Here is a 17,129-nt window from a genome sequence, read left to right as displayed (position 1 = left end):
CTTTAGTATAGTATTCGTGTTTCTTACCTATTTATATTAGGAGAGATGCAGACCTTAATAATTCAATCCAAACATCCATAGAGGTATGATATTACTTGTACCAATCTCGATATCATCTTTTACTACATAACCCTTTTTAGCTTCAACAATCTGTTTTTGCCCCTTACTCTTTCCTCCAACTTCAAAGGTTACACCATTAATCTCAAAGTCTGAGATACGAGAAACTATAATATCATTATGTACTCTCAACTGATTATAGAAGAAGGTTTCTCTTATATTCCCAATATTAGCTTCACTACCAGCTAAGATATAAGCTAAATTAGGGTTATCGAGATAAACCTTATCCACCTTACCTAACCCTCTTATACCACCAGTAGCATCTCGTAGTTGACTAATAATCCCAGCCTTTTCCATATACAAGAAGTAATCTGGAAGTACATTCCTGCTCACTCCCACCATTGTTGCTAAAGAATCCATAACAGGCTTAAAAGGTACGCTACGTGAAATTATAGCAAGCAACTTCTTTAGCTTACGACTTGTTGAAAGCGTCATATTTGCAAACTGTGGTATATCAACCTCCATCGTAAGATTGACACTTTGGTTTAATAACATTATAAACTCGACGTCATCTCCAAATGGATAATACCCATGACGCAAATACTCTTTAAACAAAGGTAATGGACGCTCCAAACCTTTGGGGAGTTCCACACGATGTTGAAGAATATCTTCTAAGCTATAAGTTGGGACAACAATGCCCTTAAACATCTCCAGATACTCTCTGAAAGACAGCCCCTGCAAATGATAAACTGGAGCACGACGGCTAAGGTCTGCCTCTCCTTGTATTATATCAAGAACCGACGAACCTGTAAAAGCAACTTTCAAATCAACATGAGTATCATATATTTGCTTTAGTTCTTGTGCCCAACCTGAGTACTTATGAATTTCATCAATAAAGAGATATTCTCCTCCTTCTCTACTAAACTCATCAGCTAAATCAATAAGTGTATGAGATGAGAAATAGACATAATCAGCTGATACATAAAGCATATTCTGCTCAGACTGATGTTCCTTTATATATTGTAGAAACATCGTTGTCTTACCGACACCACGTGGACCAACCAGTCCTAACATCTGTCTTCCCCAGTCTATACGATTATATAAATAACGATGAAAAGTGGTAGAGGTGTGCTCTATCCTTTCCTTCATAAATTGTATTAAACTAATATCCATAACTCTTCTTTTTGCTACAAAGATACAAAAAACACACTAAGCATAGAGCAAAAGTACTAATAAATTGCACTGTCGGCAGTGCAATTAATGTTAAAAACTGCACTGTTCACAGTGCATTATATCTTAAATCCTGCACTATCCGCAGTGCAATTTCGATTATACATACTATTAAGAAATGCTTATAAACAGGACTATATAGTAAAGCTTTTCCACATATTAGTTAACTATTAACCTCTTATTATCTTTATTATAATAGCCTTTAAACACCATTCTTCCCATCTTCAACCCATGTGCAACTACTCCGCACACGTCGTGTTGATGGTTCGCACCAATGGTGTTGGGGCTCCGCACCATTGGTGCGGAGTGCTAAACACATTACAATAAATTATCAAAATGGGTTCAACTTATTGATAGAAACGAGTTATACAACTAAAAACAAACTAACCAATATATGGTTAAAACAGTTTCACACACAAAAGGATACTATTTCAGCAACAGATAGTAATAACCCACAAAGTAGTGCTTTTACAAGTTTAAAGACTCAAAAAAATACTGGTAGCGCATGTTAAAAGAATGAAAAAATCAAGTCACAAACGTAGTTCTTCATCAAAAAAAACGACTAATAGAATAACATTAGTCTTTTTTATTTACCTTTGTAATAAGATAATATCAAAGAAAAAGTGACTTCTTAACATCATCTTTCAAGATGAAAAGGAGTAAAATTAGATGGCAAAAAAGTATATATTTAACACATAAAACAATAAGCACATGAAAGCAAAAATCTTACTTTTTGCAGCCTCATTCATAGCTACATCAGCTATGGCACAGGGACTGAAGTCGGGTGTAGACCGCAACAACATGGACTTTAACGTGAAGCCCGGTGAGAACTTCTATGAGTATGCTGCAGGTAACTGGTTGAAGAGTCATCCACTTGACAAGGAGCATCCAATGAACGGTGCCTTTGTTGATTTGGAAGAATTGAACAAGAAACGCATCCGTGAAATGGTTGAGGATTATGCGAAGAAACCACAAACGAAAGGCACTGTAGCACAGAAGATTGCTTCTATCTACAACCTTTACATGGATAGTGTACGCCGTAATCGTGAGGGATATGCACCTATTAAGCCTGTATTGGCAAAGATTCGTGCTGCAAAGAATCGTAAGGACCTTATCAAACTGATGTATGACCTCGATGTGAAAGGCTATGGCACCTTCCCTGTTGGCTTTGGTATGACAGTAGATGCTATGAACTCTGACCGTTATATCATTGGTATCTCACAAGGTGGTATTGGTCTTGATCCAGAATATTATACAAAGCCTAACGATCAACAGAAGGCTGTCATAGCAGCATATAAGAGTCTGAACAACGATTTGTTCAAGATGACTGGCAACGATGCTGCAACTGCTAAGAAGAAGATGGAGGCTGCTTTCTCAATTGAGAACCAGATTGCAAAGGTTAGCTATGACCAAGTAAAGTCACGTGATCCACAAGCTAACTATCACCCAATGACTTGGGAACAACTCTTGAAAAACTATCCTGGCGTCGATTGGAACTACCTTTTGAAGGCTTCCGGCTATCCAAATAACGGCGGAAAGGTAGATGTTGGGCAGCCAGAGCCTGTACATGAAGTTGAGAAGATACTTGCTACGGCTCCGTTAGACGCATTGAAAGCCTACATGGAGCTTGCTGTTATCTCAAGTTCTGCAGGTATGTTGTCTGATAACTTCTCTGATCGTAACTTTGAATATACCAAGGTGGCATACGGTGTTCAGCAGCAACAGCCACGTTGGAAGCGTGCTTTGTCTTTCGTACAGGGTATCATGGGTGAGGCTGTAGGTAAGCTCTACGTACAGAAATACTTCCCTGAGAGCAGCAAGCAACGTATGATTACATTGGTAAAGAACCTCCAAGATGCTTTTGCACAGCGTATCGAAGAGAACACATGGATGACTGATGCAACAAAGAAAAAGGCTATAGAGAAGTTGCAGGCATTTGATATTAAGATCGGTTATCCTGATAAATGGCAGAATATGGATAGCGTCTTCGTGATTGATGACAATAAGTCATTGATTGAAAACGTGAAGGCTGTACAGGAAGCAGCTATGAAGTATCGTATTGCTAAACGCTGGGGTAAGCCTGTTGATAAGAAGGAATGGCACATGACTCCACAGACGGTTAATGCTTACTATGACCCAACAACCAACAGTATTAACTTCCCTGCAGCTATTCTCCAGCCTCCTTTCTTCGATCCAACAGTGGATGATGCAGCTAATTATGGTGCTATCGGTGCTGTCATTGGTCATGAGATGAGCCACGGATTTGACGACCAAGGTTGTCAATTTGACAAGGATGGTAATATGAAGAACTGGTGGACAGAAGAGGATAAGAAGAACTATGACGCTCGTACAAAGGTCCTTGTAGACTGGTTCAACAAGCAGGAAGTAATCCCAGGCTTGTATGTTAACGGTGAGAAGACACTCGGTGAAAACATCGGTGATAACGGAGGTTTGAACATTGCCTTCCGTGCACTTGAAAACAGTATGAAGGCAAAGCCATTAGGCGACATGGACGGATTCACACCTGCACAGCGTTTCTTCCTCGCTTGGGGACGTGTTTGGGCAAGCAATGTTGCACCTCAGTTCGTTGCTTACATTGTCAACTCTGACGTTCACTCACCAAGTATCAGTCGTGTTAACGCAGCCCTTCCAATGATTGACAATTGGTATAAAGCATTCGACATCAAAGAAGGCGACAAGCTCTTCGTACCACAACAGAGTCGTGCACACATCTGGTAAACAAGAAGTAACGTTAGATATAAACTATAAGTGTAATTACAATCTTTCATTTATAGGATAATCAACATCTTCAAATATCAAAATAAGGGAGTATATCCATTCAACCTGGACATACTCCTTTTCTTATATTACAATAACGTCTGCTACAAAGAGACTATCACAAATAAAAACAAGAGATTTGTAAAATAAAAAATATGTATCTTTCACACCATTATAGCTGACTAAAACTTATAGAAATAACCTCCAAATTCTAGTCTTCTTCAAATAAGAGATACCCCAAGATAAAACCTTTAACAAAAAGAACACCATATACAATAATGAAAGAAAAATAAAGAAACTTGATACAAACATCTATGTATGATAAAAAATAAACAAATAATAAAAGACTTTGAAAATCAGATATCAATCATAAATATACGCTTAAGATGTTGAGGAAAAGATGTTTTGTAATAAATTAACAAGTAAGCAGAAACAAACTATATAATCATTAAAAAATATATTCTTGATAAGAATTACGATTATTTATCTATTAATTCAATAAAATATTGTATATTTGCACCCGATAATAAAATTAACGTTCCCATAATAGAGTAAAGAAAATTGCACAATGGGGCAGAAGATAAGGTTTACCAAAATGCATGGTGCTGGTAATGACTACATTTATGTTGACACATTGAAGTACGATATACCTCACCCAAACACTACATCTATCGCTTGGAGTAATCGCCACATGGGTATTGGAAGTGATGGTTTAGTACTGATTGGGAAGCCTATTGTAAAGGATGCTGATTACCAAATGCGCATCTTCAATGCAGATGGCTCTGAGGCAATGATGTGTGGCAACGCCAGCAGATGTATAGGAAAATATCTCTTTGAGAAAGGGCTTACTGAAAAAACAGAGCTTAAACTTGAGACTCTGTCGGGGATTAAAGTACTACAACTACATATCTGTGCTGACACAAAACATGTAGATTCAGTTACTGTTGATATGCTTGAGCCTAAGTTTGATGTACAAGAACAATATCAGGGGACCTCTCCTAACCTCGTTCCTTACCATCTTCCCTTAGTGAGAAGCAACGATGTACAACCCACTTTCGTAAGTATGGGTAATCCACACTTCGTTATCTTCCTTGATCAAAGCAAGATTGACGATACGAAGCTACCCATCACTGACACCGACTTAACAGTCATAGGTAAGGCATTAGAGCATAATCCAGCTTTCCCAGAGCGTTGCAACATAGAGTTCGCATGCTTAACAGGAGCCAATCATCTACGAACACGCGTATGGGAACGTGGCAGCGGAATCACAATGGCATGCGGAACAGGAGCTTGTGCCACAGCTACTGCGGCTATAAAGAACAACATTGCCGACCGCTCTAAACCCATTGAGATAGAAATGGATGGTGGTACTCTCTCAATTGAATGGAAGGAAGATAACCACATTTACATGACAGGACCAGCAACCTTTGCCTTCGAAGGTGAGGCGGAACTCCCATAAGGAAGAGAACAAGAAAGAGAGTGTCAATAAGAAATAAGCGAGATATCTTTTATAGAATTATCCAAACAGAACGAACACAAGATGGCACATATAAACGAAGAGTTTCTTAAATTACAAAAGAATTACCTCTTTGCTGACATTGCAAAGAAAGTAAACGCTTATAAAACTGCTCACCCTGATAAGAAAGTTATCAGTCTGGGCATCGGAGATGTCACACAACCTTTAGCACCCGCAGTGATTGAGGCAATGCACAAGGCGGTCGATGACATGGCAACAAAGGAACACTTCCATGGCTATGGACCTGAGCAGGGCTACCTGTGGCTCCGTGAAGCCATTGTCAAGAATGATTACGAAGCACGTGGCATAAGCCTTGACCCTTGCGAAGTATTTGTCAACGATGGTGCAAAGAGCGACACAGGAAACATTGGTGACCTATTAAGTCAAGACAATACAATGGCTGTGACCGACCCTATCTACCCTGTTTACATTGATTCTAACGTCATGGGGGGTCGCGCAGGAGTATTCGAGAATGGCCGTTGGAGCAATGTCACATACATGTCCTGCGGTGAGGAAAATAAGTTTGTACCACAGATTCCTGACCATCGTGTCGATATGGTTTATCTCTGCTATCCAAATAACCCGACGGGCATGGTGATAACCAAGGAAGAACTTAAGAAGTGGGTTGATTATGCACTGGCACACAATGCTATCATCTTCTACGATGCAGCATACGAGGCTTATATTCAAGATAGCGACATTCCTCACTCTATATACGAGATACCAAATGCAAAGAAGGTAGCAATAGAGTTCCATAGTTACAGTAAGACTGCTGGCTTTACGGGTATTCGTTGTGGCTATACCATCATTCCAAAGGAGTTGACTGCAACAACAAAGGATGGTAAATGTATTGAAGTGGCACAACTCTGGGACCGCAGACAATGCACAAAATTCAACGGCACAAGCTACATTTCCCAACGTGCAGCAGAAGCTATCTATAGTCCAGAAGGTAAGAAGCAGATTAAACAGACCATCGATTATTACATGGAGAATGCTCGCATCATACGTGAGAGCTTAACCGAGTTAGGGCTGACTGTTTATGGTGGAAAGAACGCTCCCTACTTATGGGTAAAGACACCAGCCGATGCTCCTTCATGGAAGTTCTTTGAGAACATGCTCAATGGTGCTCAAGTCGTTTGTACACCTGGTGTTGGCTTTGGATTAGCTGGCGAAGGTTTTATACGCATCACAAGTTTTGGAGATCGTAATGATTGTATCGAAGCAATGGCTAGAATTAAGAAATGGTTAAAGAAATAAGAATATAAAACGTCTTTTTCAGACAATCAGATATAAGAAATAACTACCAAAATCCCATTGTTAATGGGATATTTTTAGTTACCAGTGGGATTTCATCGTGAGATGAGATCCCACACCTTTTTTCAAACTGCACCTATTGACACTATGCTTACTTCTTGTATTCCATCGTATCTACCATTAAGAACAATTTATAGCACCTTTATCATCACTGGCTGTAATCTTTTCATTTCTTTTCTGTATCTTTGTATTCTGATAAATCACAATTAAAACAAAACGAATTATGAACGTAGGGGATAAAGCACCAGAGATTCTTGGTATTGACCAAGATGGAAAAGAGATTAAGTTGAGCGATTATAAAGGGCAAAAAATTGTTCTTTATTTCTACCCAAAGGATTTAACATCAGGCTGCACAGCACAGGCATGCAACCTTCGTGACAACTACAAGGAGTTAAGAGATAAGGGATATGTAATTATCGGAGCAAGCATTCAGGACGAGAAGTCACACAAGAAGTTTATCGAGAAAAATGGACTTCCTTTCCCACTCATTGCCGATACCGACCTAAAACTCGTTGAAACATTCGGTGTTTATGGTGAAAAGAAGATGTATGGACGCACCTACATGGGTACCTTCCGTACAACTTTCATCATCAACGAGGATGGTATCATTGAGCGCATCATCGGACCTAAGCAGATTAAAACTAAGGATCACGCTGCACAGATTCTTGCAGGAGAGTAACTTGTTATATAAAGGCATAGCAATGAAGGATTGAAAACAAGCTCATTAAGTATAGAGAACGATAGTTACAAAATAATAGACCACGCTCTCCGCTAAAAGAGATATGATAACAGAAAGACTACACTACTATGCCTAAAGTTCCAAGAACAAGCGATACGATAAAAAAGACAAAAAGCATTAACTGCAAAAGTCTTAACAAAACAAAGAAGCCTCACCAACCACTTTCTCCTTCGAATGAAGAGAAAGGGGTAGTGAGGTCGCTTTGTAACAAGACAGAAGTGAAAGCTCTACGAAGAAAGCTCCTTACCCTTGCAAACAAATATGAAAACTCTTCGTTTCTCAATAGTGATCCTTCATGGTTCATGCACCAAGTTCTCGGGAAAAGAAATCAAGAGACTATCGCTTTTATAGCTTCTTGTTTAAGCTATGGTTCACGGCGAGTATTCATACCACGCATACAATATCTTCTAGACTGTTCTCGTAGTGAACCTTACGAATGGATTAGATCAGGAAGATTTGCATTGGATATACCTGATAATGACCAATGCTTTTATCGTCTTTATACCAATTCAATGCTACGCGCCCTTCTCCATGCACTACAAACCATGTATGAAACTTACGGAGATTTAGAAAACTACATTCGTTACTATGCTAATATAAATAAAGACAATCCACAAACAGATGCAATCACTGCTATTGAAGCTATTTGCGAGTTCTTCTTAAAACACGATGCAATAGGGATTGTACCGAAGAACACAACCTCGAGCTGCAAACGTATCTGTATGTTTCTACGATGGATGGTTCGTACCGACTCATCAGTTGATCTTGGTATATGGTCAGACTTCATCCACCAACGCTCACTCATCATACCACTTGACACCCACGTCATACAACAATCTCTACAATTAGGCCTTATCTCAAGTAAGACAGCTTCCATGTCGGTGGCACGAAAGCTTACGGATAAACTCCTGGAGATTTTTCCGGACGACCCTTTAAAAGCCGACTTTGCACTCTTTGGGTATGGAGTAAGTCATTAACAGCACTTCCAAACTTTGGTAGGATAGCACTATCGAAGAAGAAAGAAAGTATTACATAAACGCAAATCCCGACTCCATTCAAAACGAAGTCGGGAAATTGTTATTACTCTCAAATTTCTAAATTACTTTTAAATTAGGCAGTGATATGCTTATTTACATTAACTGCCTTTGCTACTAATGCTGCTACTACAACAGCTGACAATACTACTGAAATCATAATCTTTTTACCTTTAATGGGGGCACCACTGTCCCCTCGTTTATATTAATGTTATCCTTATTACGAGTGCAAAGTTAAGCAGAAACAAGAGGTAACACAAAAGAAATCGACTAGTATGTGTTGAATTCGCCCTTTTATTACCTTGCATCAAGCCAACTGATGTAAATCAAGAAAATATCATTTGCTATTCTCAAATATTTGAGTTACCTTTGCTAGCCGTTAGCAAAAAATACGCTGAAGAATGGAGAAAAACCAAGAATTACGCAATGCGTGGGACTTTGTTGAACACACCGGAATAAGTATTTTCCTTACAGGAAAGGCTGGTACAGGTAAGACCACTTTCCTCCGAACACTCAAAGAACGCAGTAATAAGCGAAACATTATTGTTGCACCTACTGGAGTAGCTGCCATCAATGCAGGTGGCATGACCATTCATTCGTTTTTTCAGTTACCACTCTCTCCGTTCGTACCAAATTCTAATATTAAAAATAGATTCGATTATAGCAAGGAGAAACGGAAGATTATGCGTACACTCGACTTGCTTATCATCGATGAAATCAGTATGGTACGTGCCGATGTCTTAGATGCCATCGACTCTGTTCTACGCCGTTTTCGTGAACCAAACAAGCCCTTTGGCGGTGTGCAACTCCTGATGATTGGTGACTTACAACAACTTACACCCGTTGTTACACCCGAGGAAGAGGAACTCTTAAAACACTATTACGAGACACCCTATTTCTTCGGCTCAAAGGCTTTGTGCAGTATCAGCTATGTGACGATTGAATTAACACATGTCTATCGCCAGCAAGATGATACGTTCATCTCCTTGCTTAATAACATACGAGAAGGAAAGACGACAGCAACAGACCTTCAACGACTCAATGAACGGTATAACCCTGCCTTTCAACCAAAAAATGGGAGCGATTACATACGATTGACAACGCACAACAGGATGGCAGAGAGTTATAATGAAGAACAACTCCGAAACCTTCCCACAAAAGCCTATACTTTCAGTGCTGAAACAGATGGTAATTTCCCAGAATATAACTACCCGACTGACTTCAACCTCACACTGAAAGTGGGAGCGCAGGTAATGTTCATCCGCAATGATAACAACGGACGGTATTATAACGGACGTATCGGACACATTACGCATGTTGATAACAAAAAGATAGCTGTCCTTTGCCCAGGTGACGAAGAAGAGTTCGAAGTTGAAATTGAGACTTGGGAAAACACCAAATACACCCTGAACGAAAAAACAAAACAAATTGAAGCAGAGGTACAAGGTTCCTTCAAGCAATACCCTCTACGACTGGCGTGGGCTATAACGATACATAAAAGTCAGGGGCTAACCTTCGAGCATGCTATCATAGATGCACAAGCATCCTTCGCCTCAGGACAAGTGTATGTTGCCTTAAGCCGATGCAAAACCTTAGGAGGTCTTGTTTTGGCTTCGCCCATTGGCAACGCTGCCATCATCAATGACAACAAGGTTAATGAATATATAGCCAACCAAACAGTAGAGGCTGAAAGGAGTATTGCGATCTTACCTACTCTAAAAAAAGAGTACTATCGTCAGTTACTCATCGAACTTTTTAACTTTAACGAATTAAAGATGTACGAAACAGCACTTTTCAAAGTGTTGTCTGAATTCTTCTACAAATATACTAAGATTAATGCGCTTCATAAGATGACACTTACTGACTTAGACGCACGCATCATTGATGTATCGATGAAATGGGAGAATCTTATCAGGAAGATGACCACCGAGGAGCTTCACGAAGAAGATTTCAAGGAAAGAATTAAGAAAGGGGCCCTATATTTCCATAGTCAGCTGACCGAACTATTCAGCCACCTGCTTGAGCTAACAAAAGAGCCTCAAACGAACAATAAGGTTGGTGCAAAACGTTTTGACAACGCTTATACAGAGCTTAAACAGACTTATCATGCAAAGCATGAATTATTGGACACCATCATGAAAGAAGGTTTCTCAATCACAACTTATCTCACAGCAAAACAGGAGGCTATTCTCAATAGTATTTCTGATGGAAGTGAAAGGAAGAAAAGAAAACAGAAAGAAAACAAGATAAAAACAAATGAACAAACCTTTACCCTTTTCAAAGCAGGAAAGAGCATTGATGAAATTGCAAAAGAACGAGGGTTTACACGAGGCACAATCCTGAGACATCTCTTCCCTTATATCCAACAAGGAGACATCCAACTTAATGAACTAATTGAAGAAAAGAAAATCAATCTCATCAAACGCATTATTAAAGCTGTAGGAAAGGAAGAAGGTATGAAACCTATAAAAGAGTTGTGTCCTTCCGACATAACTTATGATGACATAAACTTAGTAATGAAATCAACTATGACATAAGAAACAAAAAAGAACTTTAGCAATCCTGAACCTAAAATATTATTTTCGAAACAAAATGATTAAACAATCAAAAGTCTATAAAAAAGAAAGTACAATAAAATAAATTGTGCTTTGAAGCGTTGTGATACAACATAAATCTCCACACAAACCATCTTTTATAACATGACAAGCCTAGTTTTTGAGATAAATTATGTAACTTTGTATTAAACAACAACACAAATAAATTATGATAATAAGTTATGCTTCCTCATTGGCAGCTATAACCACTACGGCTATATGCTTTGCCATTATTGCAACAATATACTGGAGGTCACCGAGTGGCCCACTCACGTTTAAGCGCAGATTAATAATATCGGACTACAGCCTGTTGCTATTATATCTTTGCTGTCATTTCATACAAAGCAACAACGATGAAACCGAGATATTATATGTTCCATCGATAGTGGCATTGTATCTTCTTTGGGAATCTTTCCTCATTACTTGTACTACTTTTAGTAACGGGAAAATCTACAAGAATAAGTATGCTTTATTGTTTTATAATCTTATTCCAATCGCATTACTTGTCCCACAGATAATATACGCACTTAATGGGCAGATCTATCATTTTCAGAATTATGATCAGCTAATAGCTGTACTCAAACAACCTATACCGATTCAAGCCTATATGCGTATTGCGTTTTCATTTGGAATTATCTTATGTAAAATTCTGATGATTATAGAAATTGTAAGGCAACAGCTTCAATATAAGCAGCAACTTATTGATGAAGATGGTGAAATGAGGGGTATAGCTCAACGTAACACGATGTATTTCGGAGTAGGAGCGCTTCTGGTGATGATGACAATCGGACAACTTGTTCCATCTCAAACATTCCACGTCATACTTAAGTTAGGCATGATTATTGCTGTTATCACTATCACACGTTTCTACTTAAAACTACACCAGCAGCTTAGAATCTTAGAGTTCAAGAGCTATAAAAAAGGTAAGAGTATAAAAGAGAAAATAGATCATTGGTTAAATCAAGATCCTTTCCCATTGTCAGACACAGAACTTACAATGGAAAAGACGGCAGCTTCTATTGGAATTCCAACCATAGCCCTCTCCTATTATATTTATGAGTTTGCAGGCAAAACATTCCTTTCATGGCAAAGCGAATGCCGTATGCTTCATTGTAAAAAACTTCTCAGCAATCACGATAAAAACATATCCGAGATTGCATACGAATGTGGCTATAGTGACCTTGCGGCAATGAGTAAAGCCTTTAAAAGAAGGTTTGGAGTAGCTCCTACTATTTATAGAAAGAGATTAAAAGCAGATGAAAATCTTCCAAAGTAGGATTCATTCAAAACACAAAATTAACCGATGAAATCGGCAAAATTGACGAGTTTCAGGCTTAAAAAGGTAGTTAGAATAAGAAAAAAACGCTTATAACAAATATAATTTATTTATCATAGCATGATTTCTTCTTAAAATTCACTATCTTTGTGATGTCAATTAAAGATATTTCTTGAGTAGCAATCAAATTACGTTTAAATAGTTATTAGTAAGTTAATAGTCAAATTAAACTAATTAGGACGGTCCTCGTGAGAAGATAGCCTAATGATTTTTTGAGTCAAATAATTTTTTGAGTTATTTAGTTAAGTGGCTGAGTGTACGTCTGCGTGAGCAGGTGTACACTTTTTTATTTTAACGGAACCATCGAATACTTTAATTCCATTCTCCTCTTCTGCACGACAGGAGGGAAGTTAGACGGAGAAAAACTTCAGACATTTAGATTATCATACCCCTATACATAAAGAATAATATCGGCACAATAAGAAAAAGGGTGGGAGAAATTTCTTTAATTTGCCAAATGACATTAGGAGACTTACGATTATCACTTCATATTTTGAAACACTTGTTAATCTAAAGTGTGAAAGTGCTTAATATCATTAGCCTTTTGTGTGACTATTTCCTCACCTATTTCCTACTGAGCAATAATATATCTTAATTACTTTGCAGATAATCCGAAAATCTGTAATTTTGCATATATAAATTTCATTATAAGATATAGAGTATATGGTAAATTTAAGATTTGGCGCTATTGAGGAAGCATACAAGAAACGCCCCTTAGAAGTCAAGACACCTACAGAACGCCCAGAACAGTTCTATGGTAAATACGTCTTTAATCGCACAATGATGTACAAGTATCTCCCCGTTGATGTGTACCAAAAGCTGATAGACGTAATTGACAACGGTTCACGATTAGACCGCTCCATCGCTGATGCAGTAGCGCAAGGCATGAAGAAATGGGCAGAAGAACATGGTGCGACACACTACACTCACTGGTTCCAACCATTAACAGAAGGAACTGCCGAGAAACATGATGCCTTTATCGAGCATGATGGTAAAGGGGGAATGATTGAAGAGTTCTCTGGAAAACTACTCGTTCAGCAGGAACCTGACGCCAGTTCCTTTCCAAATGGAGGAATCCGAAATACTTTTGAAGCACGCGGCTATTCAGCTTGGGATCCAACTAGTCCTGTATTCATCATCGAAGACACACTTTGTATTCCTACAATTTTTATATCTTATACTGGAGAATCACTTGATTACAAAGCACCACTATTAAAATCACTCCATGCTGTGAATGTCGCAGCAACTAAGGTTTGCCAATACTTTTATCAAGACGTAAAGCAGGTTCACACGAACCTTGGATGGGAACAAGAATACTTCCTTGTAGATGAGAATTTATACTTTGCCCGCCCAGATCTTATGCTTACAGGTCGTACACTGATGGGACATGACTCTGCAAAGAACCAACAAATGGATGACCATTACTTCGGTACAATCCCAGAGCGTGTACAAGCTTTCATGAAGGATCTTGAGATTCAAGCACTCGAATTGGGTATTCCTTGCAAGACACGTCACAATGAGGTTGCCCCTGGTCAGTTTGAGCTGGCTCCTATCTTTGAGGAATGCAACCTTGCAGTAGATCATAACATGCTACTGATGTCACTCATGAAGAAAGTTGCTCACAAACATAGCTTTCGTGTTCTCTTACATGAGAAACCTTTTAATGGAGTCAATGGTTCTGGCAAGCATAACAACTGGAGTCTTACCACCGACAACGGAATTCTCCTTCACGCTGCAGGAAAGACTTTCAACGACAACCTTCGTTTCGTCGTCTTCATCGTTGAGACATTGATGGCTGTTTACAAGCATAATGGACTCCTGAAAGCATCCGTGATGAGCGCAACTAATGACCATCGCCTTGGAGGGAACGAGGCACCACCTGCAATCATCTCTTCTTTCCTAGGAAAACAAATTAGTGACTTACTTGAACATATAGAGAAGTCAGATAAAGAAAACATCTTCAGTCTGAGGGGTAAAACTGGCTTACAGATGGATATCCCAGAAATTCCAGAGTTATTGATTGACAACACTGACCGTAACCGAACATCGCCTTTTGCCTTTACAGGAAACCGCTTTGAATTCCGTGCCGTCGGTTCTGGAGCTAACTGTGCATCAGCCATGATCGTACTCAACACCACAGTAGCAGAAGCCCTACAGAACTTCAGTGAACGAGTTGACGCTTTGGTTGCAAAAGGTGAAGAACTACCATCTGCCATCATCGACATCATTCGTGAAGATATCAAGACAAGTAAGCCAATTCACTTCGATGGAAATGGATATGCTGAGAGTTGGAAGAAAGAGGCTCTGCGACGTGGACTCGACTGCGAATCAAACTGTCCTAAATGTTTTGACCGATATCTTGACGAAGATTCAATCAAGATGTTTGAATCGATGAATGTGATGAATCGTAATGAGCTGGAAGCACGTAACGAGGTAAAATGGGAAACCTATACGAAGAAGATACAAATTGAAGCACGTGTAATGGGTGACCTAACGATGAATCATATCATCCCTGTAGCTACCCACTATCAGAGTCAGCTTGCGAAGAACGTGCAGAACATGGTTAACATCTTTGGAGATGTGGAAGGCAAGAAACTCAGCGAACGAAACATCAAGATCATACGTGAGATTGCTGAACGTACGAATATCATTGAGACAGAAGTTGAAGAACTTGTCAATGCTCGTAAGCAGGCTAACAAGACTGAGAGTCAACGTGACAGAGCGATTGCTTATCATGACACAATAGTTCCGAAGATGGAAGAGATACGCTATCACATAGACAAACTAGAGCTAGTTGTCAGCGATGAGTTGTGGACACTCCCTAAGTATAGAGAACTACTCTTCATCAGATAAAATAACGATTTCATCGGTATATAAACTCATTATCCAAGTATTTGGGTAATGAGTTTTTTCGTAAATTGAGATGGACAGAAGATACACAATGTACTGATAATTCAGAGTACATAATGAAGACGGAAACAAAAGGAATGAACAGAACTACGAATTACATGACTGAATGCAGAAGAGTACAACCAACCTTTCTACTTGTCTATTGAAAACTATTGGTGTCCGATAAAACTTTTTGGAGTTATCTGTGTTAGTTAAAATAGGCTTAAACTTATGATTTCATTAATTTATTAGGTTATTATAGGGCTTCCCTTGTTAAAATAAGCACATTTTATAATGCTTACAGTTTGAAACTGAAAACCAAGCCTCTATATAAGTAAAATGGCTGCAACACCGATGAGTAAAGAGATACAGAGCTTTCAGTTTATTTTTACCGGACAGCAATAATTGAAAACTCATCAACCATAGGTAATCACTTCACTCTCTACTGGGGAGGGGCTAGAGGAAAGGGATTGCCATCTGGTGGGAAGTGTAGAGCTGCAAAATCTTCCATTGAGGCAATGAAGTACAGAAAGGCAGGTAATCCGTAAAACACGCAATTACCTGCCTTCCTTATGTTATTTATCCAATGAACCTTATTTCTCTTCTTTTTCTTTGTAGATAACATTGTTAGCGCCACTGGTAAACTTCAGCGCCTCAGGGTTTTCATCTACAAAGCTTTCAATATGGCGAATACGCTTCTCTTCAAAGATTTCATCAACAGCGATAAGGATTCCTGTTTCTTCCACATCTCCAAAACCATAGTTTATGGCTGTACCAAAGAGTTTCATCGTTGGAGAAAGATTCATGTAGGCATTAACCAAAGGTGGAATGTTATATCCCAACTTACGGACCTCATGATTGAGGATCTTATAATCTTCTTTAAATCCACGACCTTGAAAAAGTGCATCTAATTCAGCGATTGGAGTATCTATTTTTAACGGTTTAATCGGGATAATCAGGTTATCCTTATCATCGAAATATTTCTTTAAGAAGTAAAGAATCATATCCCTTCCACGACGAATATAAGATGGATACATTGTCATCTTACCAAAGAAATATTTACATTCAGGATAGAGTACCGTTAATGCTCCCAATCCATCCCATAGATTATCAAGTGCAAAAATACTCTTAGAATTCTTACGTACGTTCTGATATTCTAATGACACAAATGAACGACCCAGCTCAACAGTATAAGGAGCGTACTCCTTCATAAACTTTTCAGAGAAATGGAACATATGACTCGTTGCAACCATTGGCTGTCCGTTCTTATCTATTTCCCACTCGCTACCAAAGATATAACGATAGCCACCGATAATCTCCTCAGCTTCTGGGTTCCAGACAATCAACTGCCTACAACAATTCTCCATCGTGTCGAACTGATCGATATCCATCGATTTGCCCGTACCGCCCCCAGCAGAACGGAATGCAATTTCACGTAGCCGACCAATCTCCTTCATCACATTAGGAGCAGTCTTAGCAGTCACAACATAAATTTCATTGTGACTCTTGTTTGTCATACGAAGCATCCGTTCAGGAGTCAACTCGTTCTTGAGAAGTTCCTTGCTTATGGGTTGGATGATTTCTTCTTCCATATATTCTTTCTAATCTTTTGCTTTCTCTAATTCTTTACGTCTTGTTTTCC

At 38.9% G+C, this 17,129-nt stretch carries 10 protein-coding genes; 8 read left to right on the top strand and 2 right to left on the bottom strand.

Annotation, left to right across the window (positions count from 1 at the left end):
• Positions 1-54: 54 nt before the first annotated feature.
• A complete protein-coding gene (locus J4856_RS06425) occupies positions 55-1,230 on the bottom strand; it encodes an ATP-binding protein (RefSeq protein WP_065367624.1) in 1,176 nt (391 codons plus the stop codon).
• 768 nt (positions 1,231-1,998) lie between these two features.
• Between J4856_RS06425 and J4856_RS06420 the strand changes: the two genes are divergently transcribed.
• The 8 genes from J4856_RS06420 to J4856_RS06385 all read left to right on the top strand — a co-directional run bounded on the left by J4856_RS06420 (position 1,999) and on the right by J4856_RS06385 (position 15,451).
• Positions 1,999-4,026 (top strand): M13 family metallopeptidase, encoded by a 2,028-nt coding sequence (locus J4856_RS06420; protein WP_065367625.1) that lies wholly within the window; start codon positions 1,999-2,001, stop codon positions 4,024-4,026.
• A gap of 607 nt (positions 4,027-4,633) precedes the next feature.
• Positions 4,634-5,524 carry a diaminopimelate epimerase gene (gene dapF, locus J4856_RS06415; protein WP_025836840.1) on the top strand — a complete coding sequence of 297 codons (891 nt, stop codon included), beginning with the start codon at positions 4,634-4,636 and terminating at the stop codon, positions 5,522-5,524.
• 81 nt (positions 5,525-5,605) lie between these two features.
• On the top strand, positions 5,606-6,838 hold the full coding sequence (locus J4856_RS06410) for an LL-diaminopimelate aminotransferase (RefSeq protein WP_025836838.1): 1,233 nt from the start codon (positions 5,606-5,608) through the stop codon (positions 6,836-6,838).
• 280 nt (positions 6,839-7,118) lie between these two features.
• On the top strand, positions 7,119-7,574 hold the full coding sequence (gene bcp, locus J4856_RS06405) for a thioredoxin-dependent thiol peroxidase (RefSeq protein WP_025836836.1): 456 nt from the start codon (positions 7,119-7,121) through the stop codon (positions 7,572-7,574).
• Between the two features lie 128 nt (positions 7,575-7,702).
• Entirely contained in the window at positions 7,703-8,611 is a 909-nt protein-coding gene (locus tag J4856_RS06400; RefSeq protein WP_025836834.1) for a TIGR02757 family protein, read from the top strand.
• A 458-nt stretch (positions 8,612-9,069) separates the two neighbouring features.
• Positions 9,070-11,205 (top strand): helix-turn-helix domain-containing protein, encoded by a 2,136-nt coding sequence (locus J4856_RS06395; RefSeq protein ID WP_025836832.1) that lies wholly within the window; start codon positions 9,070-9,072, stop codon positions 11,203-11,205.
• A gap of 709 nt (positions 11,206-11,914) precedes the next feature.
• The gene (locus tag J4856_RS13210) at positions 11,915-12,538 is read left to right on the top strand and encodes a helix-turn-helix domain-containing protein (protein WP_234967179.1); all 624 of its coding nucleotides are present in this window, start codon (positions 11,915-11,917) and stop codon (positions 12,536-12,538) included.
• A 723-nt stretch (positions 12,539-13,261) separates the two neighbouring features.
• The gene (locus J4856_RS06385) at positions 13,262-15,451 is read left to right on the top strand and encodes a glutamine synthetase III family protein (RefSeq protein ID WP_025836829.1); all 2,190 of its coding nucleotides are present in this window, start codon (positions 13,262-13,264) and stop codon (positions 15,449-15,451) included.
• 629 nt (positions 15,452-16,080) lie between these two features.
• Here the strand turns inward: J4856_RS06385 and glsB are convergent.
• Positions 16,081-17,079 carry a glycine N(alpha)-acyltransferase GlsB gene (gene glsB / locus J4856_RS06380; protein ID WP_025836824.1) on the bottom strand — a complete coding sequence of 333 codons (999 nt, stop codon included), beginning with the start codon at positions 17,077-17,079 and terminating at the stop codon, positions 16,081-16,083.
• Positions 17,080-17,129 lie beyond the last annotated feature (50 nt).

This window comes from Prevotella scopos JCM 17725, from assembly GCF_018127785.1.
GTDB classification, from domain to species: domain Bacteria; phylum Bacteroidota; class Bacteroidia; order Bacteroidales; family Bacteroidaceae; genus Prevotella; species Prevotella scopos.
This window is presented reverse-complemented; position numbering and strand designations above follow the sequence as displayed.